Below are 23853 nucleotides of genomic sequence, written 5' to 3' on the forward strand. Positions count from 1 at the left end.
TGACGGCTTTCCTGCCGTTTGGGTCAGCTCCAGGCTGCGCCCCTCCCTGCCATTTTTCTCCGGGATACAGGTTTACGCAGATGAGCAAGACTTCTCTCGATAAGAGCAAGATCAAGTTCCTTCTTCTCGAAGGCGTCCACCAATCGGCTGTCGACGTCCTCAAGGCGGCGGGCTACACCAGCATCGAATACCTGACTGGTTCCTTGCCGGAAGCCCAGCTGAAGGAAAAGATCGCTGACGCTCACTTCATCGGCATTCGCTCGCGCACGCAACTGACCGAAGAGATCTTCGATCACGCGAAGAAGCTGGTCGCGGTCGGCTGTTTCTGCATCGGCACCAACCAGGTTGACCTGAGTGCTGCCCGTGAGCGCGGTATCGCCGTGTTCAACGCGCCGTACTCCAACACCCGCTCCGTGGCGGAGCTGGTGCTGGCCGAAGCGATCCTGCTGCTGCGCGGCATCCCTGAGAAAAACGCCTCCTGCCATCGTGGCGGCTGGATCAAATCCGCAGCCAACTCGTTCGAGATCCGTGGCAAGAAGCTGGGCATCGTCGGCTACGGCTCGATCGGCACGCAGCTGTCGGTTCTGGCTGAGGGCCTGGGCATGCAGGTGTTCTTCTATGACACCGTGACCAAACTGCCGCTGGGCAACGCCACGCAGGTCAACAACCTGCACGAGCTGCTGGGCATGTCCGACATCGTCACCCTGCACGTTCCGGAAACCGCAGCGACGCAGTGGATGATCGGCGAGAAGGAAATCCGCGCCATCAAGAAGGGCGGCATCCTGATCAACGCGGCACGCGGCACCGTGGTAGAGCTGGATCACCTGGCGGCAGCGATCAAGGACAAGCACCTGATCGGCGCGGCCATCGACGTATTCCCGGTCGAGCCGCGTTCCAATGACGAAGAGTTCGAAAGCCCGCTGCGTGGCCTCGACAACGTGATCCTGACCCCGCACATCGGCGGCTCGACCGCAGAAGCGCAAGCCAATATCGGTCTGGAAGTAGCAGAGAAACTGGTCAAGTACAGCGACAACGGTACATCGGTTTCGTCGGTGAACTTCCCGGAAGTAGCCCTGCCGGCTCACCCTGGCAAGCACCGCCTGCTGCACATCCACGAGAACATTCCGGGTGTGATGAGCGAGATCAACAAGGTCTTCGCCGAGAACGGCATCAACATCTCCGGTCAGTTCCTGCAGACCAACGAGAAGGTTGGCTACGTGGTGATCGACGTCGACGCCGAATACTCGGAACTGGCGCAAGAGAAGCTGCAACACGTCAACGGCACAATCCGTAGTCGCGTACTGTTCTAACAGCAGCTGCTAGCTACAAGCTACAAGCTACAAGCGGCAAGTGAAAAGCGCGTTTGCCTTTACTTGCCGCTTGCAGCTGGCAACTTGAAGCTGAATAAAAGAAGGGAGCCCCGAAAGGCTCCCTTTTTTTATTTCACGTTGACGGTGATTTTTTCCGAAACGATCGATGGGTCGAACGGCATGTGGCCGCTGTCGCCGAGGATCAGTTGCAAGGTGTGCTTGCCAGGGGCGAGTTTGATCGTGGCTTCGGTCTGCGCCTTGCCGAAATGCATGTGGTGGGCATCCGTCGGAATCGGCGCGCCTTCGGCCGGCAGGTCGTCGACGTCGATCAGCAGATGGTGGTGGCCGGTGTTCTTGGTGACGTCCCCGGCAGGTGCCAACGCGATGTTCTTGACGCCGAATTTGACCTTGAATTCCTGGGAAACCGTAGCCCCGTCCTCAGGAGAAACGATGAACACTTCAGCATCCTTCGGCGCCGGTGTCGCCGCACTGGCCAGTACCGAAACACCCATCAGCACACCGGCCAATGCTGCACGTGACATAAAGCTTTTCATTTTCTTCTCCAGTTTTTCCGTAAAATCCGCACGGTCATGACAACTTCATGACCATTCGTTGTCGAAGGCACTCGACAACCATAGCAAAGCGAGCCTGACTCAGAGCATCGCGTTAATGATTTCAAAGGAGTGACCATGCGCTTTCTGCCTGGCCTGATCTGCCTGCTACCCCTTTTGAGCCCTTTGGCTCACGCCGAACTGATTGATGACGTCAACGACCGTGGCGAACTGCGCATAGCCCTTGAGGCTAATACACCGCCCTTCAATTACAAGGATGGCGACACACTCACGGGGTTCGAGGTCGAGCTTGGGCAGCTCCTGGCGAACGAACTGGATGTTCGCGCCGACTTCATCGTCACCGACGAGGCCGACTTGCTCCAGGGCGTCGAAAGCGGCAAATACGATGTCGCGCTCAATCACATAGCACAGACCGCTGATCTACAGGATCGTTTCGACTTCAGCGCGCCATACGGCAAGGTCGATTCGCAGTTGCTGGCGAAGAAGGATGAGCAGCCACGGCCGATGGTGCTGGTGCAGACGCTGACCAACGCTAAACCGACAGCAAGTGCACCGGTGGAATTGGCCATACCGTTTCAGAAGGGCAACCCGGCGTTTCAGGCCAGCCTGGAGAGCGCGATGCAGCGGATCAAGGCGGACGGGCGGTTGGCGGCGTTGTCGAAGAAGTGGCTCACCGAAGCCAACTGAAGTCGGTAGGAGCTGCGGCACGCTGCGATCTTTTGACGTTGATTTACAAGATCAAAAGATCGCAGCCTCGTTTCATTCGTCAGCTCCTACAGCAAGAGTCGACCGATACCGCGCCCTGTAGGAGCTGCGGCACGCTGCGATCTTTTGACGTCGATTTACTGGATCAAAAGATCGCAGCCTCGTTTCACTCGTCAGCTCCTACAGCCTGAGTTGACCGACACCGCGCCCTGCAGGAGCTGCGGCACGCTGCGATCTTTTGACGTTGATTTACAAGATCAAAAGATCGCAGCCTCGTTTCACTCGTCAGCTCCTACAGGGGATTTGTGGGGGCTATGGGTTGAGTTGGGCCAGGGCTTTCGCGGCTTGTGGGAGTTCGAGTTCGCTGAAGACTTGCACGCCATGGCGCTTGAGCAGCGCGGCCGTTACGCCTTCGCCTGGGACTTTGACGCCACTGAACGTCCCGTCATAGGTCAGCAGGTTTCCACAGGATGGGCTGTTGGCTTTCAGCACTGCCACGCGAATCCCATGCTGTTGCACCAACGCCAACGCCTGCCGCGCACCATCCAGAAACTGCGCGCTGACATCCTCGCCCTCGGTGGTAATCACCGCAGCGACACCATCCAGCACTTCACCACCCTGCCCGCCCGGGATTTCCGCCGCTGCCCGTGGTGTCGGCAAACCGCCCGCGACTTCGGGACACAGCGGCACCACCCGCCCTTGTGCGATCCATTGCTCAAGCAAATCAAACGGCCCGCTCGCCCCGCCGTCATAACGCACGCGATGGCCCAACAGGCAGCGGCTGACCAGAATCTTGTCCATGCTCAGAACGGCTCGTTGCCACGGCGGCGAAACCAACCGGTCAGCGACAAGCGTTCACGGTTCGCCGGCAATACTTCGTGCGGCACTTCACCCGAGAGAAACACCACCAGACAACCGCCAGTCGGTTGCACGTCATGCACGCGCTCATCGTTGAGGTACATGCGCAACTGACCACCATCCTCCGGCAGCCAGGCATCGTTGAGATAGACCACCACCGAAACCATGCGCCGGTCGTCATCGCGAAAGCGGTCGACGTGCTTGCGATAGAACGCACCGGGCGGATACAGGGCGAAATGGCACTCGAAATCTTCCAGGCCGAGAAACAAGCCGCGGTTGAGCGCCTCGCGCAAGCTGTCCATCAGGCTCAGATAACGGTCGCTGGCCGCAGCCTGCCCGGGATCGATCCACTGGATATGGTCGCCTCGAATGCCCTCGCGAATCTCCGAGAACGGCCCGCGCCCCACTGCCGCCGGCGCCAGTTCACCTTCGGCCTCGCGTTTGCGGCATTCGGCCGCCAGCTCGCGGGTCAAACCGGCGGGCAGGAAAATGTTCTGCTGCGACCAGCCATGCTCGGCCAGGTCGTCGACAATGCGTAACAGCAGCGGGTGTTCAGAGGATATTTGCATGGCGCGCATAGTATGCCTGCGGCAAGAAATCCGACAGAGCCACGCGGCGGCTTGATACGAATTCTCGACAAGTCCCTGCACCGCAAGGACAATAGTCCGCTGCTGACAGGAGTCCCTATGCGCCGTTTGCTTTTTTCACTGTTGATGTTCTGCGTATTGCCCGCCTGGGCGGACGGCCACGATCAGTTGTACAAGATCGCCGGTTGGCCAGAACAACGCGCGCATTTCAACGATGCCCTGAGTGCCGCCCAGCAGCGCTATCAGAACAGCCTGCCGCCCGCAGTGTTTCAAGCTCTGGTCAACAACAGCAACCAGCGCTTCGCCGCGCAGGCGATGGATCAGCGCGCCGAAGCGCAACTGCGCAAAACCCTCGCCGATCCGAAACCGGCTTTGACCTTCTTTCAGTCACCACTGGGCAAGAAAATTGTCGCCGCTGAATTACTCGCGACCCGCCGCGATCAACTGGCGAAAAACGCCAAGGGCCTGCCGAAAATGCCGGCCAGCGACAGCCGTTTGCTGATCATCGGCCACCTCGCTCAGGCCTTGCCCGCGCGTGAAGCGGGCGCCGAGGTCAGCCTGGCGATTGCCGGGGTGGCGGCGGACAGTTTGAGTTCGATGATTCCGGGGCTGCTCGGCGGCGGTCAGGCACAGGGCATGTTGAATGGTCAGCGTCAGCGGCTGATGGATCAGATCGGCGCCGACCTGAACAACACCTTGCTCTACGTCTATCGCGACCTGTCGGATGAAGAGCTGGAAGAGTTTGCGACGTTTGCCGAGTCGACCGAGGGCAAGGCTTATTATCAGGCAGCGCTGGCAGCGATTCGGGCGGGGCTTGCAGTCGGCCAACAGTAAAAGATCGCAGCCTGCGGCAGCTCCTACATCGATCCCTGTAGGAGCTGCGGCAGGCTGCGATCTTTTGATCTGTTTCTAGAGATTCCGCCCCCTGATCCGCTTGCTCAGAAACCCGAAATATTCCTCGCGCATCTCCGCCGTTTCATTGGCCAGATGATGCCGCGCCTCGGCCAGCAAGAGAATCTGCGGCCGGTCGAACTTCCATTTCAGCACCTGCAGATTGTGCTGCCAGTCGACGGTCATATCCGCCTGCCCCTGAATGATCAGCGGCCGTCGCGGACTTTTTTTCGCGTGCTCGACGCGGATAATCCACCGCGATAGCGCCCCGACCCATTGGGTCGGCAGACGTCGCGGTTGCAGCGGATCGGCCTGGAGAAAGGGCAGGAAATCCGGATCGTTGGAGTTCTCGCTGAAGCGCCGGGCCACGCCACGGACGAAAGGCCGAAGCAGGTAATAACTCAACTGCGACCATCCCCACGCCCGCGGCCGCACCAGCGGCGCCATGAGAATCACCTGGCCCTGCGCCGGACTGTTTTCGGCATGGTTGAGCAGGTGATCGACGACGATTGCGCCACCGGTACTCTGCCCGCACAAATGCCACGGCTGCGGCAGGGAAATCGAATTCGCTTCGGCGAAGAGCGCCTGCAAGACATCCTGATACTCGGAGAAATCACGAATACTCGCCCGCGGCCCGCTCGACAGACCATGCCCCGGCAAGTCGCAGGCGATCACGGCAAAATCCTGATCCAGTGCCCATTCGATCACATGCCGGTACAGCCCGATGTGATCGTAGTAACCATGCAGGAGGAACAGCGTTGCCTTGACCTTCTCCGGCCACCAGCAATGGCTGACCAGTTCGTAGCCATCGACCTCGAAACGGCCCATGCCGCGCCAGACATCACGTTCGGGAAAGTCGGTTTGATAGAAGCGCTGGTAAGCCTTCGCTGCCTCCGATAACGGCTGCCACTCGGCCAAAGGCTTGAGGCTGGCGCGGAGTTGATCGGGGTCGAAAGTATCGGGCATGCAGACATTCCAAAGCGGTAAACGGACTTTATCGGCCTGCGATATTCATCTGTCGCGGCAAGCATGGCAAGCTAGCCAACCTTTTCAGATACCGACATCATGCGTTCGCCCTACCGCACCGCACTGTTCGCCAGCCTGCTTGCGCTGATCTGCGCCGGGGTGCTGTGGGCGGCGTATGACTGGTTTCAGGGGCGTTATCTGCGGGCGTTCAGCGAACACACGGCGGTATTTTCAGGCGATCCACTGCGCCTGCCCGACGATCTCGCCGGGCCCGGAAACATTCGCCTCGTGCATTTCTGGGACCCGGCGTGCCCATGCAACGTTGGCAATCAACAGCACCTGACCGAGATGGTCGAGCAGTTCGGCGCCAGGGGCGTGGAGTTCTTCGCCGTGCAAAAGCCCGGCAGTCACGGCCAGTTGCCCGTCACCCTCTCCGCTCTGAAAACGATCATTGTCCTGCCCGGTTCCGAACAGATCCCCGCCAGCCCGGCTGTGGCGATCTGGGACCGCAGCGGCAAACTCGCCTACTTCGGCCCTTACAGCGAAGGCCTGACGTGCAACTCCAGCAACAGCTTTATCGAGCCGATCTTGCATGCCCTGACTGATGATCGACCGGTTAATGCTACTCACACTTTGGCCGTCGGTTGCTACTGCCCGTGGCCTGTGGAGGCGCACTAAGGCATTCCGGACTTTTCAAGGACAGCGCTGCATCGGCCGCATGGTGTGTGCTAATTGTTTGCAGCCGCACGGGCGGCCATCCCGCTTGCACAAGGAGTCACCATGAAGCGTGTGTTCACCGTTGTTGCCTTGCTCATTGTTGTCCTGCTCGCCGGCGCAGGCTGGTACGTCTACAGCAAACAGCCGACGCGCCAGGGTCAGGTCGAATTGCGCAATCTGCAAGGTTCGGTGACGGTGCGCTACGATGAACGCGGTGTGCCGCATATCCGCGCCGAAAACGAGACGGACCTCTACCGCGCCCTCGGTTATGTCCACGCCCAGGACCGGCTGTTCCAGATGGAAGCCATGCGCCGCCTCGCCCGCGGCGAGCTGGCCGAAGTGCTCGGGGCGAAGCTGCTCGACACCGACAAACTGTTCCGCAGCCTGCGCATCCGCGAGCGCGCCGCCAGTTACGTGGCCAGTCTCGATAAGCAGTCACCGGCGTGGAAAGGCCTGCAAGCCTATCTGGATGGCATCAACCAATATCAGGACACCCACGCCGCGCCCATCGAGTTCGACGTGCTGGGCATCCCCAAGCGACCGTTCACGGCCGAAGACAGCATCAGCGTTGCCGGTTACATGGCGTACAGCTTTGCCGCCGCGTTTCGCACCGAGCCGTTGCTGACCTACGTGCGCGATCAATTGGGCGCCGATTATCTGAATGTCTTCGACCTCGACTGGCAGTCGAAGGGCGTGCTGGTCAACGGTCATGCCAAGCCAGCGCCAGCCCTCGCAGCCGGCGACTGGAAAGACCTCAATGCCCTCGCCCGCCTGAGCGAACGCGCGCTGATCGATAACGGTCTGCCGCAGTTTGAAGGCAGCAACGCCTGGGTGATTGCCGGCAGCCGCAGTCAGAGCGGCAAGCCACTGCTGGCGGGCGACCCGCATATTCGTTTTTCGGTACCGTCGGTGTGGTACGAAGCGCAGCTGTCGGCGCCGGGCTTTGCCCTGTACGGTCACCATCAGGCACTGGTGCCGTTTGCCTTTCTCGGGCACAACCTGGATTTCGGTTGGAGCCTGACCATGTTCCAGAACGACGATCTCGATCTGATCGCCGAGAAGGTCAATCCGGACAACGCCAATCAGGTCTGGTATCGCGGCCAGTGGACCGACATAGTCATCACCGAGCAGCAGATCAACGTGAAGGGGCAGGCGCCGGTGACGATCACCTTGCGTCAGTCCCCGCACGGGCCGATCGTCAACGATGTGCTGGGTACCGCTGCCGGAAAAACACCGATTGCGATGTGGTGGGCCTTCCTCGAAACACCCAACCCGATCCTCGAAGGCTTCTACCAACTCAACCGCGCCGATACGCTGGCCAAGGCCCGCGCTGCCGCCGCGAAAGTGCAGGCCCCGGGGCTGAATCTGGTTTACGCCAACGCCAAGGGTGACATCGCCTGGTGGGCCTCGGCATTGCTGCCCAAGCGTTCGGCCGGGGTGAGGCCGGAATTCATTCTCGATGGCAGCAGCGCGCAGGCGGACAAGGACGGTTTTTACCCGTTCAGCGCCAACCCGCAAGAGGAAAACCCGGCGCGTGGCTATATCGTCTCCGCCAACTTCCAACCCGTGTCGCCGACCGGCATGGAGATCCCCGGTTACTACAACCTCGCCGATCGCGGCCAGCAACTCGATCGTCAGCTCGGCGACAAAAGTGTGAAATGGAATAACGAGGCCAACCAGAAACTGCAATTGGGCACCGCGACCGGTTACGGCCCGCGACTGTTGGCGCCGCTGTTGCCGGTGTTGCGTGAGGTGGCGAGCGATCCGGCGCAACTCAAGCTGGTCGAGCAACTGGCGCAGTGGCCCGGCGACTATCCGCTTGATTCGGTGAGTGCCACGCTCTTCAACCAGTTCCTCTACGACCTCGCCGACGCGGCGATGCGCGATGAATTGGGCAATGACTTTTTCGAAACGCTGCTGTCGACACGGGTAATCGATTCGGCGCTGCCTCGTCTGGCGGCCGCCGCCGATTCACCGTGGTGGGATAACCGCAGCACGCCGAACAAGGAGAGCCGCGCCGACATCGTGCGCACCGCGTGGGCGGCGAGCCTGCAACATCTGAAACAGACCCTCGGCGAGGACACGGCGAAGTGGAAATGGGCAGCGGCGCATACGCTGACCCACGGACATCCGCTGGGGCAGCAGAAACCCTTGGAGCGGATTTTCAATGTCGGACCGTTCGCCGCGCCGGGCAGTCACGAAGTCCCGAACAATCTATCGGCGAAAATCGGCCCGGCGCCGTGGCCGGTGACCTATGGCCCGTCAACCCGGCGGCTGGTGGACTTCGCCGATCCGACCCATGCCCTGACCATCAACCCGGTCGGCCAGAGCGGCGTGCCGTTCGACAGCCACTATGACGATCAGGCTGAGGCGTATGTGGATGGCATCTATGTGCAGGCGCATTTCAGCGACGAAGAGGTGACCGCGAATACGCGCAATACGTTGAAGTTGTTGCCGACGCGAGCACCTTAAAAGCCCCTCACTGTAGAGACCGGTACATCCTTTACAAATTAGACCGGGGACATCGTTTACACCTTTACAGGCTTGCTACGCGTTTAGCGCCGTGTTCAAGCCTGCCTAAACAGTGGCTGCAAAGGTACAGCTCCCAAGCATCATCTGCCACTTCCTTCAACGCGATGTCCTCTCCAATCAAAGCCTCTCCGAGAAAAATCAGCTGTCCTTTCCATTTGATTTCACCATTTGACCGAACCTTGCGTACTTCAACATCAGAGCCGTATTCAAGGGCAGGCAAGTGACCGGGATAAGCACGTTCCGACGGGCTATAGACCGAAGCTGGCGGTTTCATGCCCAGCGCGGTGTGGGGTCGGTGGTGGTTGAAGTCTTGGATGAAATCCTGAAAAGCCAGCTGCTGGCGCACAAGGTTTTCCGCAGGTGGCACCGCTGCCTTTAGCGTTCGATGCATCCGTTCATGTCGACCATTTTGGTCGGGACGGCCAGGCGTAATCGTTTCGACATGGATTCCAAGCCTGATGAACCAAACTGATAACTTCGAAAGTCGCGCCAGTCCTGTCGAGGCGAAAGGAGCGCCATTGTCAGTGCGGATCACATCCGGCAGCCCATATTCTCGAAAAGCCCACTCGAAGCCTTCCCGCGTCGGCGCGCCATGCGTACTGGGCAAAGCTCGACAGACGAATAAAAAGCGGCTCATCTGATCGGTAATGGTAAGCGGGTAGCACCAGTTACCGTCCTGCATTTTGAACTGCCCTTTGTAATCAGCACACCAGGTCTGATTGGGCGCGTCGACCGGACGCAAATGCGTTGGCGCACGGGGACGTGGGGGATAAGGTCGTCGCGCCATGACCAAACCAGCTTTCTTCAACCACTCTCCGGCAGTACTCGCCGCCGGCCACTGGATATGCGGATCGGAAACGCGCAGGCGATCGATGATCTGTTTGGGCCCTCGATCGGGATGTTCGTTTTTCTTGGCAAACAACTTGGCAATGATTTCGTCGGAAGTTTGATGAGGGCAGTTCAGCGGCTTGCGCGACTGCTCTTTCAAACCATCAACGCCCAACGCTGCGTATCGGTCCAACCACTTGTCGATGGTAGGGCGGCTGACACCATACCGCCGGCTTAACTGGCTTTTGGTGTAGCTGCCGCTAAGCCAATCGCTGATTAACTTTACTCGTTGATCCATTGGGGACTCTTGTTTCCAGGGCATGGTCAGCACCTCCTGACCACGATTGATACCTGTAAACCATGTCCCCGGTCTCAAACGTAAAGGATGTATCCGGTTTTTACCCACCCTAGCCCTCTCCCAGAGGGAGAGGGGACTGATTGGGGGATGCTCAAGGCTTACAGCGACCTGATACTGCTTTACCGAATCCATAATCGCTAAGGTCTTTCAGGTCGATGTATCACGCCAGACACTGCGGTCGGCCCCCTCTCCCTCTGGGAGAGGGCTGGGGTGAGGGTCACAGCATTACCGCAAAATTCAGCCGAAACTGCTGAGGTGTCACCCCGAGCCTGCGATTGAACACACTGCGCATATGCTGCGCGTCGCGAAACCCGCATTGATACGCCACGGTCTTCAACGGGGCCGCGCTGCTTTCCAGCAACACCCGCGCCGCATCCACCCGCGCCCGTTCGACGAACTCCGCCGGCGTAACCTTGGCTTCTCGCGCAAATACCCGCGAGAAATTGCGCGCACTCATATTCGCGGCGCTGGCCAGATCGGCAATTGTCAGATCGCCGGTGAGATTGGCCAGCACATACAACTGCACCATCGCCACCGCCGACGTCGGTTCCGCATGCGGCGTCAGGAACGGGCTGAACTGCGATTGTCCGCCGGAGCGCTGGGTGAACACGACCAGGCGTTTGGCCACGCTCAGCGCCACTTCAGCGCCGTGATCGCGCGCCAGCAGATACAACGACAAATCGATCCCGGCTGTCACCCCGGCCGAGGTATAGAGGCGACCGTCCTCGACGTACAACCGATCCGCTTCGACCTGCGTCGACGGGCATAACTGCGCCAGGGCCTCGGCATCGTTCCAGTGCGTGGTCACGGTGCGCCCTTCGAGCAATCCGGCCCGCGCAAGCATGAACGCGCCATTGCAGATCGACCCGAAACGCCCGGCGCGACCACAGGCTTCGCGCAACCAGGCGTCGAACGTGGGGCCGAAATCCATGAACGGCAATTGCGGACCACCAGCCACGAGCAGCAGGTCGCAGGCGTCGCGTGCCTCGCTGAAATGCCGATGGGCGTGGAGGATCAAACCGTTGGAGCAGGCCATCGGATTTTTTTCCAGACCGATCACTTCGAGCCGATAGTGATTTTCCGGCGCGAGGAAGCGATTGGCCTCGGCGAACACATCCATGGGGCCGCTGACGTCCAGCGATTGCACGCCGGGGAACACGACGATGGCGACGGTTTTGTTCATGGCTGTGGATTCCCTTAAAGTGCAAAAGCTTGGCACGATTTGCCGGTGGATTGGCAAGGATCGCAGCCATGGATCGATTGTTCGCTTCGCGTGCCGGGAACAGACTTTCTCCATCAGCGCCACACCGGCGTTTTCGATGAGGAAACCGTTATGACCAGCACCATCGCCGGCATCCAGATCCCCGACAGCGCCCTCGCCCGCGCCACTACCGAATACATCCGCGACATCGAGTCCGACCTGCTTTATCACCACTCGCGCCGGGTGTTTCTGTTCGGCGCCCTGAGCGGTGAGCGCCAGCGATTGGCCTACGATCCCGAATTGCTCTACGTCGGCGCGATGTTCCACGACCTCGGTCTGGTCGAGGGGCATCGCAGCGATGATGAACGATTCGAGGTGGATGGCGCGAATGCGGCTGCGGCGTTTCTCAAACCCTATGGGCTGAGCGATGACGACATCGAGCAAGTCTGGCTATCGATTGCCTTGCACACGACGCCGGGCGTGCCCAGGCATCTGCGCCCGACCGTCGCGCTGGTCACCGCTGGCGTGGAAATGGATGTGCTGGGAATGGATTACGCGGCATTCAGCACTGTGCAGCGCGAGGCCGTGGTGCATGCGCATCCACGTGGGGAAGGTTTCAAGGAATGCATCATCTGCGCGTTCGCCGACGGCTTGCGCCATCGTCCGCAGACCACGTTCGGCAACGTGAAGACCGATGTGCTGGTGGATCAGGAGCCAGGCTTCAAACCGATGAACTTTGTTGAAGTCATCCGTAATTCTCCCTGGACTGCCTGACGGGCAAAACCAAAAGATCGCAGCCTGCGGCAGCTCCTACATTGGAATGCGTTTCCTGTAGGAGCTGCCGCAGGCTGCGATCTTTTGCGGTCAAGCCGATTGCGGCGCCGGTGCGCGACGCACGTCCGGTTGTTTCCACGAATCGGCAGCGCTTTCTTCGATGGCTTGCTGGATGGCTTTCTTGCGGGCTTCTTCGGCGCGGCGGCTGAAGAACCAGACCAGGAAGGTCACGATCGACACCGCCAGCAGAATCAGGCTCGCCACTGCGTTGATCTCAGGCTTCACGCCCAGACGCACCGCCGAGAACACTTCCATCGGCAACGTCGTCGAGCCTGGTCCGGAAACGAAGCTCGCCAACACCAGGTCATCCAGCGACAGGGCGAACGACATCATGCCGCCCGCCGCCAGCGATGGCGCAATCATCGGGATGGTGATCAGGAAGAACACCTTCCACGGCCGCGCGCCGAGGTCCATTGCCGCCTCTTCGATCGATAGGTCCAGCTCACGCAGACGCGCCGACACCACCACCGCCACATACGCCGCACAGAACGTGGTGTGAGCAATCCAGATGGTGACGATGCCGCGTTCCTGCGGCCAGCCGATCATCTGTGCCATGGCCACGAACAGCAGCAACAGCGACAGACCGGTGATCACTTCCGGCATGACCAACGGCGCGGTCACCAGGCCGCCGAACAGCGTGCGGCCCTTGAAGTGAGTGATGCGCGTCAGCACGAACGCCGCCAGCGTACCCAGCGCCACCGCCGCAACCGCCGTGTAACAGGCGATTTCCAGCGAGCGCAGCACCGAGCCCATCAGTTGCGTATTGTCGAGCAGGCCGACATACCACTTGATCGACCAGCCGCCCCACACTGTCACCAGTTTCGAGGCGTTGAACGAATAGATCACGAGGATCAGCATCGGCAGATAGATAAACAGCAAACCCACGACCAGCATCAGGCTGGAGAAACGGATGCGCTTCATTCTTTACCCTCCATTTCCTTGGCCTGACTGCGGTTGAAGAGAATGATCGGCACGATCAGGATCGCCAGCATCACCACCGCCAGCGCGGATGCCACCGGCCAGTCACGGTTATTGAAGAACTCTTGCCAGAGCACCTTACCGATCATCAGGGTTTCCGGGCCGCCGAGCAGTTCCGGAATCACGAACTCACCCACCACCGGGATGAACACCAGCATGCAGCCGGCAATGATCCCGTTCTTGGACAGCGGAATGGTGATTTTCCAGAAGCTGTTGAAGGTGCTCGACCCAAGATCGGAGGCCGCTTCCAACAGACTTTGATCGTGTTTCACCAGGTTGGCGTACAACGGCAGGATCATGAATGGCAGGTACGAATAAACCACGCCGATGTAGACCGCCAGGTTGGTATTGAGAATCTGCAGCGGCTCATCAATCAAACCCATGCTCATCAGGAAACCGTTGAGCAGGCCGTTGTTGCTGAGAATGCCCATCCACGCGTAGACGCGGATCAAGATCGCGGTCCAGGTCGGCATCATGATCAGCAGCACCAGCACCGTTTGCAGCTCTTTACGGGCGGTGGCGATGGCGTAGGCCATCGGGTAGCCGATCGCCAGGCAGAGCACGGTGCTGATGAACGCCATTTTCAGCGAGCCGAGATAGGCGGCGATGTACAACTCGTCGTCGCCAAGCATCGCGTAGTTGCCCAGGTTCAGCAGCAGTTGCAGCTTCTGCTCGGCAAAGGTGTAAATCTCGGTGTACGGCGGGATGGCCACGTCGGCTTCGGCGAAGCTGATCTTCAGGACGATGAAGAACGGCAACATAAAGAACAGGAACAGCCAGATGAACGGCACGCCGATGACCAGTTGCCTGCCATTGGGGATTATTCGGTTGATGCGGCGTTTGAATTTGCGCATGTTCATGAGCGAAGTACCACGCCGCTGTCATCTTCCCACCACACGTACACCTGGTCGCCCCAGGTCGGACGCGCGCCGCGACGTTCGGCGTTGGCAACGAACGACTGCACCAGTTTGCCGCTCGGCAATTCCACGTAAAACACCGAGTGACCGCCGAGGTAGGCGATGTCATGCACCTTGCCGCTCGACCAGTTGTATTCGCAGGTCGGTTGATCGGCGGTGACGAGCAGCTTCTCCGGACGGATCGCGTAGGTTACCGATTTGTCTTGCACCGAAGTGCTGATGCCGTGGCCGACATAGATTTGCCGATCAAGGTCTTTGCAAGTGATGGTCGCATGACCTTCGGCGTCGTCGATCACTTCGCCTTCGAAGATGTTGACGTTGCCGATGAATTCGCAGACCAGGCGGCTGGTCGGGGTTTCGTAGATGTCGATCGGGCTGCCGATCTGGGCGATCCAGCCCAGGTGCATGATCGCGATGCGCTCGGCCATGGTCATGGCCTCTTCCTGATCGTGGGTCACCATCACGCAGGTAACGCCGACGCGCTCGATGATCTCGACCAGCTCAAGCTGCATCTGGGAACGCAGTTTCTTGTCCAGCGCGCCCATCGGCTCATCGAGCAGCAGCAGCTTCGGCCGCTTGGCCAGCGAACGGGCCAAAGCGACGCGCTGGCGCTGACCGCCAGACAGTTGATGCGGCTTGCGCTTGGCGTACTGGGTCATCTGCACCAGCTTGAGCATTTCGGCGACGCGGGCATCGACTTCAGCGGCCGGAATCTTGTCTTGCTTGAGGCCGAAAGCGATGTTCTGCGCCACGGTCATGTGCGGGAACAAGGCGTACGACTGGAACATCATGTTGATCGGGCGTTCGTACGGCGGCATGTCGGTGATGTCGACGCCGTCGAGAAAAATGCGCCCCTCCGTGGGCCGTTCGAACCCTGCGAGCATGCGCAGCAGGGTGGATTTGCCCGATCCCGAACCGCCGAGCAGAGCGAAGATTTCACCCTTCTTGATTTCCAGGGACACATCGTCCACGGCAATCGTCTCGTCGAACTTCTTCGTGACCCGGTCGATTTTGACCAGCACCTGTTTCGGTGTCTGGTCGCCCTCGAGGGCTTTCTTGTAGGCGCCGGAGGCAACTGCCATTTACGAAACTCCCAGAAAAAAAGAGTGCAGTTCGCCCAATGCGGGCGAACCCAGGATAGTTGTGCCTTATTTGCCCGACTTGACCTTGGTCCAGCTGCGGGTCATCAAACGCTGAATATTGGGCGGCAACTCGGTCGACACGTAGGTCTTGTCGAGGACCGCTTGCGGTGGATAAACCGCTTCGTCAGTACGGATGGACTGCTCCATCAATTTGTCCGAACCCGGGTTGGGGTTGGCATAACCCACGTAATCACTGACCTGGGCAATCACCTCAGGTTTCAGCAAATAGTTGATGAAGGCGTGGGCTTCCTTGACGTTGGACGAATCCTTGGGAATCGCCAGCATGTCGAACCACAGCGCACCACCCTCTTTCGGGATCGAATAGGCGATGTTGACGCCCTTCTTGGCTTCCTCGGCACGGTTCTTCGCCTGGAAGATATCGCCGGAGAAACCGATGGCCACGCAGATGTCGCCATTGGCCAGATCGCCGATGTACTTCGAAGAGTGGAAGTAGGTCACGTAGGGACGCACGGCGAGCAGCTTGGCGGTGGCTTTTTCGTAGTCCTTGGTGTTGGTGCTGTTGGCGTTCAGGCCCAGGTAATTGAGCATCGTCGGCATCATTTCATCCGCCGAATCAAGGAACGCGACGCCGCAGCTATGCAGTTTCTTGATGTTTTCCGGCTCGAACAGCACGGCCCAGGAATCGATCTTGTCGATGCCGAGCACGGCTTTGACCTTGTCGACGTTGTAGCCGATGCCGTTGGTACCCCACAGATACGGCACGGCATAAAGGTTGCCGGGGTCGTTCTGTTGCAGGCGCTTGAGCAGCACCGGATCGAGGTTGGAATAATTTGGCAGCTGCGCCTTGTCGAGTTTTTGGAAGGCGCCAGCCTTGATCTGCTTGCCAAGGAAGTGGTTCGACGGCACGACTACGTCATAGCCGGTACGCCCGGCGAGCAATTTGCCCTCCAGGGTTTCGTTGGAATCGAAGACGTCGTAGACCGGTTTGATCCCCGTCTCTTTCTCAAAATCGGCCAGGGTCGATTCGCCGATGTAATCGGACCAGTTATAAATATGCACCGTGCCGGCGGCTTGAGCGCCGACCATGAACGTCAGGCCGGCAGCGGCCAGCAGGGCATTGCGCAAAGAAGAAAAAATAGGCAAGTGGAGGTCCTCTAAATTAGTTGGGCCCAAGTTGCCCCGCGCTGCATGACAGCCATGACTGCCCGGCAACAAAACCGGCGCGCAACTTACCCTCGAAAAACCGTTCCAGCAAAACTTTCTGTCATTTAATTAATCCGCTGGCCGCCGTCGCGAGGACGACGGCCAGCAGTTGTCGCAACAAACCGGCTTATTTGCCCGATTTGATCTTGGTCCAGCTGCGAGTGATCAGGCGCAGGGTCGCCGCGTCCAGATCGCTGATCGCATACAGTTGCTTCTTCACTTCAGCCGACGGGTAGATGCTCGGATCGCTGGTGATGTCCTTGTCGACCAGAGGCGTGGCGGCCTTGTTGCCGTTCGGGAAACGAACGGCATTGGTGATGCCGGCCATCACTTGCGGCTCGAGCAGGTAGTTCATGAATTTGTAAGCTGCTTCGACGTTTTCGGCATCCTTGGGAATGGCGACCATGTCGTAGAAAGTACCGGCGCCTTCTTTTGGAATGGTGTAGGCCAGTTTGACCTTGTCACCGGCTTCCTGAGCGCGGGTCTTGGATTGTTCCAGGTCACCCGAGTAGCCGACGGCGACGCAGATGTTGCCGTTGGCCAGATCGGAGATGTACTTGGAAGAATGGAAGTAGGCGACCGAAGGACGAATCTTCAGGAACAGGTCTTCGGCGGCTTTCAGGTCAGCCTTGTCCTTGCTGTTGGTCGGTTTGCCCAGATAGTGCAATGCCGCCGGAATCATTTCGGTCGGGGCATCGAGGAAGCTCACGCCGCAGCTTTTGAGTTTTTCGATGTTTTCAGGCTTGAACACCACATCCCACGAATCGATCTTGTCGATGCCCAGCGCAGCCTTGACCTTGGCCGGGTTGTAGCCGATGCCGATCGAACCCCACATGTACGGGAAGGCGTGTTTGTTGCCCTGGTCGCTGGCGTCGCCAACGGCCTTGAGCAGATCTTCGTCGAGGTTTTTCCAGTTCGGCAGCTTGGACTTGTCCAGCTCCTGGTAGACACCGGCCTTGATCTGCTTGGCGAGGAAATTGTTGGAAGGCACCACGATGTCGTAACCGGACTTGCCGGCCAGCAGCTTGGCTTCCAGGGTTTCGTTACTGTCGAAGACGTCGTAGACGACTTTGATCCCGGTGGCTTTCTCGAAGTTGGCCACGGTGTCCGGCGCGATATAGTCGGACCAGTTGTAGACGTGCAGTACTTTGTCGTCCGCGTGAACCGCACCCGCCATCATGCCCGCCACGGACAGCGCGAGAAGAGTCTTGCCAGCAAGCTTTTTACCTAATGCCTTCATGCGTCATGCTCCAAATTTTTCTTTTTTGAACCACTTTGTTCAGCGGCCGAACCCGGACAACTGGAACCGCGGCTAGTCTGGCAAGATCCGAGGCGGTCTTTCAAGAAAAGACCGGCCTTTATGACAGCTTTGAGCGAGTGCGCCGCAGCTCCCCCGCCCAAAGCCTAGCACCTAGGCCTGCAACACACTGAGCGTCAGGTCCAGACACTTGCGTGCTTTTGTAACCAGCTCATCGATCTCGGCTTTGCTGATGACCAGCGGCGGCGCGATGATCATGGTGTCGCCTACCGCACGCATGATCAGGCCGTTGTCGAAGCAGAACTGCCGGCAAATCATGCCGACGCCCTTGCCTTCGTAACGCTTGCGCGTGGCCTTGTCCTGCACCAGCTCGATCGCGCCCAACAGACCGACGCCGCGAACCTCACCCACCAACGGATGATCGTTCAGTTCCCGCAGACGTTTCTGCAAATACGGTGCCGTTTCGTTGTGGGCGTTCTCGATAATTTTTTCGTCGCGCAGAATGCGGATGTTTTCCAGACCCACCGCAGCAGCCACCGGGTGGCCGGAGTAGGTGAAGCCGTGGTTGAAATCGCCACCTTCGTTGAGCACTGCCACCACCGAGTCGCGGACGATCAGGCCACCCATCGGGATGTAGCCGGAGGTCAGGCCTTTGGCGATGGTCATCATGTCGGGCTTGAGGTCGTAGAAATCGCTACCGAACCACTCACCGGTACGGCCGAAACCACAGATCACTTCGTCGGCGACGAACAGAATGTCGTACTTGGCGAGGATTTCCTTGATGCGCGGCCAGTAGGTATCGGGCGGAATGATCACGCCACCGGCACCCTGGATCGGCTCGGCAATAAAGGCACCGACGTTGTCGACGCCGACTTCGAGAATTTTTTCTTCGAGCTGATTGGCCGCCCAGATGCCGAACTCGTCCGGGGTCATCTCGCCACCTTCGGCGAACCAGTACGGCTGGGCGATGTGGACGATGCCAGGAATCGGCAAGTCGCCCTGCTCATGCATATAAGTCATGCCACCGAGGCTCGCGCCGGCCACGGTCGAACCGTGATAACCGTTCTTGCGGCTGATGATGACTTTCTTGTTCGGCTGGCCCTTGATCGCCCAATAGTGGCGAACCATGCGCAGCATAGTGTCATTGCCTTCGGAGCCGGAACCGGTGAAGAACACGTGGTTCATGCCTTCCGGCGCCACGTCGGCAATCGACTTGGCCAGCTCCAGCGCTGGTGGGTGAGCGGTCTGGAAGAACAGGTTGTAATACGGCAGCTCGCGCATCTGTTTGGCGGCCGCGTCGGCCAGCTCATCGCGACCGTAACCGATGGCCACGCACCACAGACCGGCCATGCCGTCGAGGATCTTGTTGCCCTCGCTGTCCCACAGGTAAACGCCCTTGGCGTTGGTGATGATCCGCGGGCCTTTTTCTTTCAGCTGCTTGAAGTCGCTGAACGGCGCCAGATGGTGATCACTGCTGAGTGCTTGCCACTCGCGGGTTTGCGGGTTGTTGCTGGTCATGCCAATTCTCCTTGTTATCGGTGAAGGCGCGACGGCTGAGCGCCGCGCCCGGCGTATCAGACGGCGAAGAGCAGATACTCGCGCTCCCACGAACTGATCACGCGCTTGAAGTTTTCATGCTCGGCCCGCTTGACCGCGACGTAGCCCGTGATGAAAGTTTTGCCCAGGTATTTCTCGATGGTGGCGCTGTTTTCCATACGCTCCAGCGCATCTTCGATGGTCAGCGGCAGGCGCAGATTGCGGCGCTCGTAACCACGACCGACCACCGGCGCGCTCGGGTTGAGGCCCTCGACCATGCCGATGTAGCCGCAGAGCAGGCTCGCAGCAATCGCTAGATACGGGTTGGCGTCAGCGCCCGGCAGACGGTTTTCCACGCGACGGTTCTGCGGGCCGGCATCCGGCACACGCAGGCCGACAGTGCGGTTTTCTTCGCCCCATTCGACGTTCACCGGCGCCGAGGTATCCGGCAGGAAGCGGCGGAACGAATTGACGTTCGGTGCGAACAGCGGCAACAGCTCGGGGATCAGTTTCTGCAAACCACCGATGTGATGCAGGAACAACTGGCTCATGGTCCCGTCTTCATTGGAGAAAACGTTTTTGCCGGTCTCGATGTCGATAATGCTCTGGTGCAAGTGCATCGCACTGCCTGGCTCGCCGGTCATCGGTTTGGCCATGAAGGTTGCGGCCACGTCGTGCTTGAGTGCCGCTTCGCGCATGGTGCGTTTGAACACCAGAATCTGATCGGCCAGCGACAGCGCATCGCCGTGACGGAAGTTGATCTCCATCTGCGCCGTGCCGTCTTCGTGGATCAGCGTGTCGAGGTCCAGTTCCTGCAGTTCGCACCAGTCATAAACGTCTTCGAACAGCGGGTCGAATTCGTTGGCGGCTTCAATCGAGAACGACTGGCGACCGATCTCCGGACGGCCCGAGCGCCCGATTGGCGGCTGCAATGGATAGTCGGGATCGTCGCTGCGCTTGGTCAGGTAAAACTCCATTTCCGGCGCCACGATCGGCTGCCAGCCCTTGTCGGCATAGAGTTTGAGGACTTTCTTGAGAACGTTGCGCGGCGACAGCTCGATCGGGTTGCCTTGCTTGTCGTAGGTGTCGTGGATCACCTGTGCGGTCGGCTCGATGGCCCACGGCACCATGTACACGGCGTTCTGGTCGGGGCGGCAGATCATGTCGATGTCGGCCGGGTCGAGCAGTTCGTAATAGATGTCGTCTTCAACGTAGTCGCCGGTTACGGTCTGCAACAGCACACTCTCGGGCAGACGCATGCCTTTCTCGGCGATGAACTTGTTGGTCGGCGAAATCTTGCCCCGGGTGATCCCGGTCAAGTCGGCGATCATGCATTCGACTTCTGTGATCTTGTGGTCTTTCAACCAATCGGTGAGCTGGTCGAGGTTGGTGCTCATAAGTGCCTCTGGGCTGAGTCTCCTGACGCGGTGTCAGGCAAAATTTGACGCTTGCGCGTCGCGATAAAGGGCTTGCTTGTGCGCAGTGCGGGCTTACGCCGGGCACCGCGCATAGACAATGAAAGAGGAGCTTACCTGCCCTTTACGCTGGCGTTGCATTTCCTGTGCACAATGAGAGCGTGCAGAATCGTGAGCACGACCACGCAAGCGGCACGGGCTTTGAGGCTGAAAGAGATCTATATTGGAAGGGAACGCGATAAAGAGGTTGCTTCGCTGTACGTCCAGAATATCGGACGCAACCGTTTCGGTTGCCGCTGGCCAGAACGGCCGTCGCAGACTGCGCGCCATATTAGCTGCGCATTGGGCGGAATTGTCGCCACTGATGTGATGAGCATGCAGACCGGCCTGTTGCGAGCAGTCGGTGATGCCGATTAACGGCAGGCGAGACATGAAGCACCCCGGTATTATTGCTGTTATGGGTTTGATCGGAGCTTAGCCTTGTTCATTTTTTTACACAACACCCCCGTAAAAAATACAACACGGCCTGCTCAAGCCTGCGGGTGGCGAGCATCCAAAGGACTGAAAACCGCCCGAAAATGCCCCATAAATGCCCTCGAAGCGCTTTTTTAGGGCAAAAAAGCCCTTGCTTGACTTCGGCATGCCGTTCGGGTTGACTGAAACCAGAAAAGATCAATGATTGATATTTTTAACAACAAAGGTGTTGCATCATGTCGGTACCCCCGCGTGCCGTTCAGCTTAATGAAGCGAACGCGTTCCTTAAGGAACATCCTGAGGTTCTGTACGTTGACCTTCTGATTGCGGATATGAATGGTGTGGTGCGCGGCAAGCGCATCGAACGCACCAGCCTCCACAAGGTTTACGAGAAAGGCATCAACCTGCCGGCCTCTCTATTTGCTCTGGATATCAACGGTTCGACGGTGGAAAGCACCGGCCTGGGCCTGGACATCGGCGACGCCGATCGTATCTGCTATCCAATCCCCGATACCCTGTGCAACGAGCCATGGCAGAAGCGTCCAACCGCGCAACTGTTGATGACCATGCACGAACTCGAAGGCGATCCGTTCTTCGCCGATCCGCGCGAAGTGCTCCGTCAAGTTGTTGCAAAGTTTGACGAGCTTGGCTTGACCATCTGCGCGGCCTTCGAACTCGAGTTCTACCTGATCGATCAGGAAAACGTGAACGGCCGTCCACAGCCACCACGCTCGCCTATCTCGGGCAAGCGCCCGCATTCGACGCAGGTTTACCTGATTGACGACCTCGACGAATACGTCGATTGCCTCCAGGACATTCTCGAAGGCGCGAAAGAGCAAGGCATCCCGGCCGACGCCATCGTCAAGGAAAGTGCTCCGGCGCAGTTCGAAGTGAACCTGCACCATGTCGCCGACCCGATCAAGGCATGCGACTACGCGGTACTGCTCAAGCGTCTGATCAAGAACATCGCCTACGACCATGAAATGGACACCACTTTCATGGCCAAGCCGTATCCGGGCCAGGCAGGTAATGGTCTGCACGTACACATTTCGATTCTGGATAAAGAGGGCAAAAACATTTTTGCCAGCGAGGATCCCGAGCAGAACGCCGCGCTGCGTCACGCGATCGGCGGTGTGCTCGAGACCCTGCCCGCGCAGATGGCTTTCCTCTGCCCGAACGTCAACTCGTACCGTCGTTTCGGCGCACAGTTCTATGTGCCGAACTCGCCGTGCTGGGGCCTGGACAACCGCACCGTGGCGATTCGCGTACCGACCGGCTCGTCCGATGCCGTGCGTATCGAACACCGCGTGGCCGGCGCCGATGCCAACCCGTACCTGCTGATGGCTTCGGTGCTTGCCGGCGTGCATCACGGTCTGGTCAACAAGATCGAGCCGGGCGCGCCTGTCGAAGGCAACAGCTACGAGCAGAATGAACAGAGCCTGCCGAACAACTTGCGCGATGCCCTGCGTGAGCTGGACGACAGCGAGGTGATGGCCAAGTACATCGATCCGAAGTACATCGATATCTTCGTCGCCTGCAAGGAAAGCGAGCTGGAGGAGTTCGAACACTCGATCTCCGACCTTGAGTACAACTGGTATCTGCATACCGTTTAAGCGGTTGTAGCGCCAAAAAGAACGCCGTCGGCTATTACAGTCAACGGCGTTTTTTTATGGCCGCCTGCGGCGGTTCGCGAGCAGGCTCGCTCCCACAGGGGGCTGTGTGTGTGCAAATACTCAAGTTCACTGGAGATCAAATGTGGGAGCGAGCCTGCTCGCGATGGCGGCCGACAAGACAACACCGAACCCGACTCGTACAATGCCGGCTGCCCCGCAGGAGACTTCCATGACGCGTCCCGCCCCCGTCCGCAAACCCCGTGCCCGCAGTCAGGCGCGGATCGATTCGATACTCGACGCCGCGCGCACGCTGCTGGCCGCCGAGGGCGTGGCGAGTCTGTCGATTTACAGCGTCGCCGAGCGCGCCCAGATTCCGCCCTCCTCCGTGTATCACTTTTTCGCCAGCGTGCCGGCGCTGCTCGAAGCGTTGACGGCGGACGTGCACGCGGCGTTTCGCGCCTGTCTGCAAGCGCCGATTGATCACCAGGCTCTGCGTGACTGGCGCGATCTGTCGCGACTGGTCGAGCAGCGCATGCTCGAAATCTACGACGAAGACGCGGCCGCGCGGCAATTGATTCTGGCGCAACATGGTTTGACCGAAGTGACCCAGGCTGACCGTCAGCACGATCTGGAACTGGGCGACTTGATGCATAAGTTGTTCGACCAGCACTTCGAGTTGCCGAGGCTGCCGGACGATGTCGATGTGTTTGCCTTGGCGATGGAGCTGGGCGACCGGGTTTATGCACGCTCTGTGCAGCAGCACGGGCAGATCACCCCGCGCATGGCGGAGGAAGGGATGCGCGTTTTTGATGCCTACATTGGCCTGTATCTGCCGCCGTATCTGCCCAAAAGAAATCTTTAGCGCATGCGCCGGCCCTTTCGCGAGCAGGCTCGCTCCCACATTTGAAATGCGTTCCCCTGTGGGAGCGAGCCTGCTCGCGAAAGCCGCGCCGCCGAATCCTCGCGAGGCACAAAAAACCCCGAAGGGCTCACACCG

Annotated in this window: 22 protein-coding genes; 9 read left to right on the plus strand and 13 right to left on the minus strand. The window is 59.2% G+C overall.

Annotated elements, in window-relative coordinates; all coding sequences use genetic code 11:
- Positions 1 to 80 precede the first annotated feature (80 nt).
- Complete coding sequence (serA, locus tag EL257_RS26055) at positions 81 to 1310, plus strand: phosphoglycerate dehydrogenase (protein ID WP_126367432.1); 1230 nt, start codon at positions 81 to 83, stop codon at positions 1308 to 1310.
- A gap of 128 nt (positions 1311 to 1438) precedes the next feature.
- Here the strand turns inward: serA and EL257_RS26060 are convergent, their stop codons facing one another.
- On the minus strand, positions 1439 to 1864 hold the full coding sequence (locus EL257_RS26060) for a DUF4399 domain-containing protein (RefSeq protein ID WP_093097349.1): 426 nt from the start codon (positions 1862 to 1864) through the stop codon (positions 1439 to 1441).
- 135 nt (positions 1865 to 1999) lie between these two features.
- On the opposite strand from EL257_RS26060, the gene EL257_RS26065 reads away from it, so the two are divergent.
- Positions 2000 to 2569: a transporter substrate-binding domain-containing protein gene (locus tag EL257_RS26065; protein ID WP_126367434.1), complete on the plus strand. Its 570-nt coding sequence runs from the start codon at positions 2000 to 2002 to the stop codon at positions 2567 to 2569.
- Between the two features lie 330 nt (positions 2570 to 2899).
- On the opposite strand, the gene EL257_RS26070 is transcribed toward EL257_RS26065, so the two are convergent.
- Both EL257_RS26070 and EL257_RS26075 read right to left on the minus strand, forming a co-directional pair.
- Positions 2900 to 3388 carry a DUF523 domain-containing protein gene (locus EL257_RS26070; protein WP_126367436.1) on the minus strand — a complete coding sequence of 163 codons (489 nt, stop codon included), beginning with the start codon at positions 3386 to 3388 and terminating at the stop codon, positions 2900 to 2902.
- A gap of 2 nt (positions 3389 to 3390) precedes the next feature.
- Positions 3391 to 4023: a 2OG-Fe(II) oxygenase gene (locus EL257_RS26075; RefSeq protein WP_126367438.1), complete on the minus strand. Its 633-nt coding sequence runs from the start codon at positions 4021 to 4023 to the stop codon at positions 3391 to 3393.
- Between the two features lie 108 nt (positions 4024 to 4131).
- Between EL257_RS26075 and EL257_RS26080 the strand changes: the two genes are divergently transcribed.
- Complete coding sequence (locus EL257_RS26080) at positions 4132 to 4866, plus strand: DUF2059 domain-containing protein (RefSeq protein ID WP_126367440.1); 735 nt, start codon at positions 4132 to 4134, stop codon at positions 4864 to 4866.
- Positions 4867 to 4941: 75 nt separating this feature from the next.
- On the opposite strand, the gene EL257_RS26085 is transcribed toward EL257_RS26080, so the two are convergent.
- Positions 4942 to 5889, minus strand: coding sequence for an alpha/beta hydrolase (locus EL257_RS26085; protein WP_126367442.1), 948 nt, complete (start codon positions 5887 to 5889; stop codon positions 4942 to 4944).
- Between the two features lie 99 nt (positions 5890 to 5988).
- Here EL257_RS26085 and EL257_RS26090 point away from each other — a divergent pair, with 99 nt between their 5' ends.
- Together EL257_RS26090 and EL257_RS26095 are read left to right on the plus strand one after the other, a co-directional pair.
- On the plus strand, positions 5989 to 6567 hold the full coding sequence (locus EL257_RS26090) for a DUF6436 domain-containing protein (protein ID WP_126367444.1): 579 nt from the start codon (positions 5989 to 5991) through the stop codon (positions 6565 to 6567).
- 102 nt (positions 6568 to 6669) lie between these two features.
- Complete coding sequence (locus EL257_RS26095; RefSeq protein WP_126367446.1) at positions 6670 to 9078, plus strand: penicillin acylase family protein; 2409 nt, start codon at positions 6670 to 6672, stop codon at positions 9076 to 9078.
- A 64-nt stretch (positions 9079 to 9142) separates the two neighbouring features.
- On the opposite strand, the gene EL257_RS26100 is transcribed toward EL257_RS26095, so the two are convergent.
- Entirely contained in the window at positions 9143 to 10288 is a 1146-nt protein-coding gene (locus EL257_RS26100) for an integrase core domain-containing protein (protein WP_126361162.1), read from the minus strand.
- Between the two features lie 253 nt (positions 10289 to 10541).
- Positions 10542 to 11507, minus strand: coding sequence for a GlxA family transcriptional regulator (locus EL257_RS26105; protein ID WP_126367448.1), 966 nt, complete (start codon positions 11505 to 11507; stop codon positions 10542 to 10544).
- A 150-nt stretch (positions 11508 to 11657) separates the two neighbouring features.
- On the opposite strand from EL257_RS26105, the gene EL257_RS26110 reads away from it, so the two are divergent.
- Positions 11658 to 12299, plus strand: coding sequence for an HD domain-containing protein (locus tag EL257_RS26110; protein WP_126367450.1), 642 nt, complete (start codon positions 11658 to 11660; stop codon positions 12297 to 12299).
- A gap of 90 nt (positions 12300 to 12389) precedes the next feature.
- On the opposite strand, the gene EL257_RS26115 is transcribed toward EL257_RS26110, so the two are convergent.
- The 7 genes from EL257_RS26115 to EL257_RS26145 form a co-directional block, all read right to left on the minus strand.
- Positions 12390 to 13280 (minus strand): ABC transporter permease subunit, encoded by an 891-nt coding sequence (locus EL257_RS26115; protein ID WP_126367452.1) that lies wholly within the window; start codon positions 13278 to 13280, stop codon positions 12390 to 12392.
- Positions 13277 to 14158, minus strand: a complete 882-nt coding sequence (locus tag EL257_RS26120; RefSeq protein WP_172604586.1) for an ABC transporter permease subunit — start codon at positions 14156 to 14158, stop codon at positions 13277 to 13279. The genes EL257_RS26115 and EL257_RS26120 overlap by 4 nt, the downstream gene beginning before the upstream one ends.
- 35 nt (positions 14159 to 14193) lie before the next feature.
- Positions 14194 to 15336 carry an ABC transporter ATP-binding protein gene (locus tag EL257_RS26125; RefSeq protein WP_126367456.1) on the minus strand — a complete coding sequence of 381 codons (1143 nt, stop codon included), beginning with the start codon at positions 15334 to 15336 and terminating at the stop codon, positions 14194 to 14196.
- Between the two features lie 66 nt (positions 15337 to 15402).
- Positions 15403 to 16500, minus strand: a complete 1098-nt coding sequence (locus EL257_RS26130; protein WP_126367458.1) for a polyamine ABC transporter substrate-binding protein — start codon at positions 16498 to 16500, stop codon at positions 15403 to 15405.
- Positions 16501 to 16687: 187 nt separating this feature from the next.
- Entirely contained in the window at positions 16688 to 17800 is a 1113-nt protein-coding gene (locus EL257_RS26135; RefSeq protein WP_090287291.1) for a polyamine ABC transporter substrate-binding protein, read from the minus strand.
- Between the two features lie 171 nt (positions 17801 to 17971).
- Positions 17972 to 19336, minus strand: a complete 1365-nt coding sequence (locus EL257_RS26140) for an aspartate aminotransferase family protein (RefSeq protein ID WP_126367460.1) — start codon at positions 19334 to 19336, stop codon at positions 17972 to 17974.
- Positions 19337 to 19392: 56 nt separating this feature from the next.
- Complete coding sequence (locus tag EL257_RS26145; RefSeq protein ID WP_126367462.1) at positions 19393 to 20751, minus strand: glutamine synthetase family protein; 1359 nt, start codon at positions 20749 to 20751, stop codon at positions 19393 to 19395.
- 189 nt (positions 20752 to 20940) lie between these two features.
- Between EL257_RS26145 and EL257_RS28545 the strand changes: the two genes are divergently transcribed.
- The 3 genes from EL257_RS28545 to EL257_RS26160 all read left to right on the plus strand — a co-directional run bounded on the left by EL257_RS28545 (position 20941) and on the right by EL257_RS26160 (position 23718).
- Positions 20941 to 21186, plus strand: a complete 246-nt coding sequence (locus EL257_RS28545; RefSeq protein WP_172604521.1) for a hypothetical protein — start codon at positions 20941 to 20943, stop codon at positions 21184 to 21186.
- Positions 21187 to 21479: 293 nt separating this feature from the next.
- Complete coding sequence (locus tag EL257_RS26155) at positions 21480 to 22856, plus strand: glutamine synthetase family protein (protein WP_126367464.1); 1377 nt, start codon at positions 21480 to 21482, stop codon at positions 22854 to 22856.
- 229 nt (positions 22857 to 23085) lie between these two features.
- Positions 23086 to 23718, plus strand: coding sequence for a TetR/AcrR family transcriptional regulator (locus tag EL257_RS26160; RefSeq protein ID WP_126367466.1), 633 nt, complete (start codon positions 23086 to 23088; stop codon positions 23716 to 23718).
- Positions 23719 to 23853: the final 135 nt, after the last annotated feature.

The sequence above is a fragment of the Pseudomonas fluorescens genome (assembly GCF_900636825.1).
In the GTDB taxonomy this organism is placed as follows: domain Bacteria; phylum Pseudomonadota; class Gammaproteobacteria; order Pseudomonadales; family Pseudomonadaceae; genus Aquipseudomonas; species Aquipseudomonas fluorescens_BG.

Coding starts and splice junctions, on each gene's coding strand:
- EL257_RS26145 (WP_126367462.1), bottom strand. CDS start 20,751: ATGAGCACCAACCTCGACCAGCTCACCGATTGGTTGAAAGACCACAAG.
- EL257_RS26090 (WP_126367444.1), top strand. CDS start 5,989: ATGCGTTCGCCCTACCGCACCGCACTGTTCGCCAGCCTGCTTGCGCTG.
- EL257_RS26100 (WP_126361162.1), bottom strand. CDS start 10,288: ATGCCCTGGAAACAAGAGTCCCCAATGGATCAACGAGTAAAGTTAATC.
- EL257_RS26140 (WP_126367460.1), bottom strand. CDS start 19,336: ATGACCAGCAACAACCCGCAAACCCGCGAGTGGCAAGCACTCAGCAGT.
- EL257_RS26160 (WP_126367466.1), top strand. CDS start 23,086: ATGACGCGTCCCGCCCCCGTCCGCAAACCCCGTGCCCGCAGTCAGGCG.
- EL257_RS26060 (WP_093097349.1), bottom strand. CDS start 1,864: ATGAAAAGCTTTATGTCACGTGCAGCATTGGCCGGTGTGCTGATGGGT.
- EL257_RS26070 (WP_126367436.1), bottom strand. CDS start 3,388: ATGGACAAGATTCTGGTCAGCCGCTGCCTGTTGGGCCATCGCGTGCGT.
- serA (WP_126367432.1), top strand. CDS start 81: ATGAGCAAGACTTCTCTCGATAAGAGCAAGATCAAGTTCCTTCTTCTC.
- EL257_RS26080 (WP_126367440.1), top strand. CDS start 4,132: ATGCGCCGTTTGCTTTTTTCACTGTTGATGTTCTGCGTATTGCCCGCC.
- EL257_RS26135 (WP_090287291.1), bottom strand. CDS start 17,800: ATGAAGGCATTAGGTAAAAAGCTTGCTGGCAAGACTCTTCTCGCGCTG.
- EL257_RS26065 (WP_126367434.1), top strand. CDS start 2,000: ATGCGCTTTCTGCCTGGCCTGATCTGCCTGCTACCCCTTTTGAGCCCT.
- EL257_RS26110 (WP_126367450.1), top strand. CDS start 11,658: ATGACCAGCACCATCGCCGGCATCCAGATCCCCGACAGCGCCCTCGCC.
- EL257_RS26105 (WP_126367448.1), bottom strand. CDS start 11,507: ATGAACAAAACCGTCGCCATCGTCGTGTTCCCCGGCGTGCAATCGCTG.
- EL257_RS26075 (WP_126367438.1), bottom strand. CDS start 4,023: ATGCGCGCCATGCAAATATCCTCTGAACACCCGCTGCTGTTACGCATT.
- EL257_RS26155 (WP_126367464.1), top strand. CDS start 21,480: ATGTCGGTACCCCCGCGTGCCGTTCAGCTTAATGAAGCGAACGCGTTC.
- EL257_RS26115 (WP_126367452.1), bottom strand. CDS start 13,280: ATGAAGCGCATCCGTTTCTCCAGCCTGATGCTGGTCGTGGGTTTGCTG.
- EL257_RS26125 (WP_126367456.1), bottom strand. CDS start 15,336: ATGGCAGTTGCCTCCGGCGCCTACAAGAAAGCCCTCGAGGGCGACCAG.
- EL257_RS26095 (WP_126367446.1), top strand. CDS start 6,670: ATGAAGCGTGTGTTCACCGTTGTTGCCTTGCTCATTGTTGTCCTGCTC.
- EL257_RS26085 (WP_126367442.1), bottom strand. CDS start 5,889: ATGCCCGATACTTTCGACCCCGATCAACTCCGCGCCAGCCTCAAGCCT.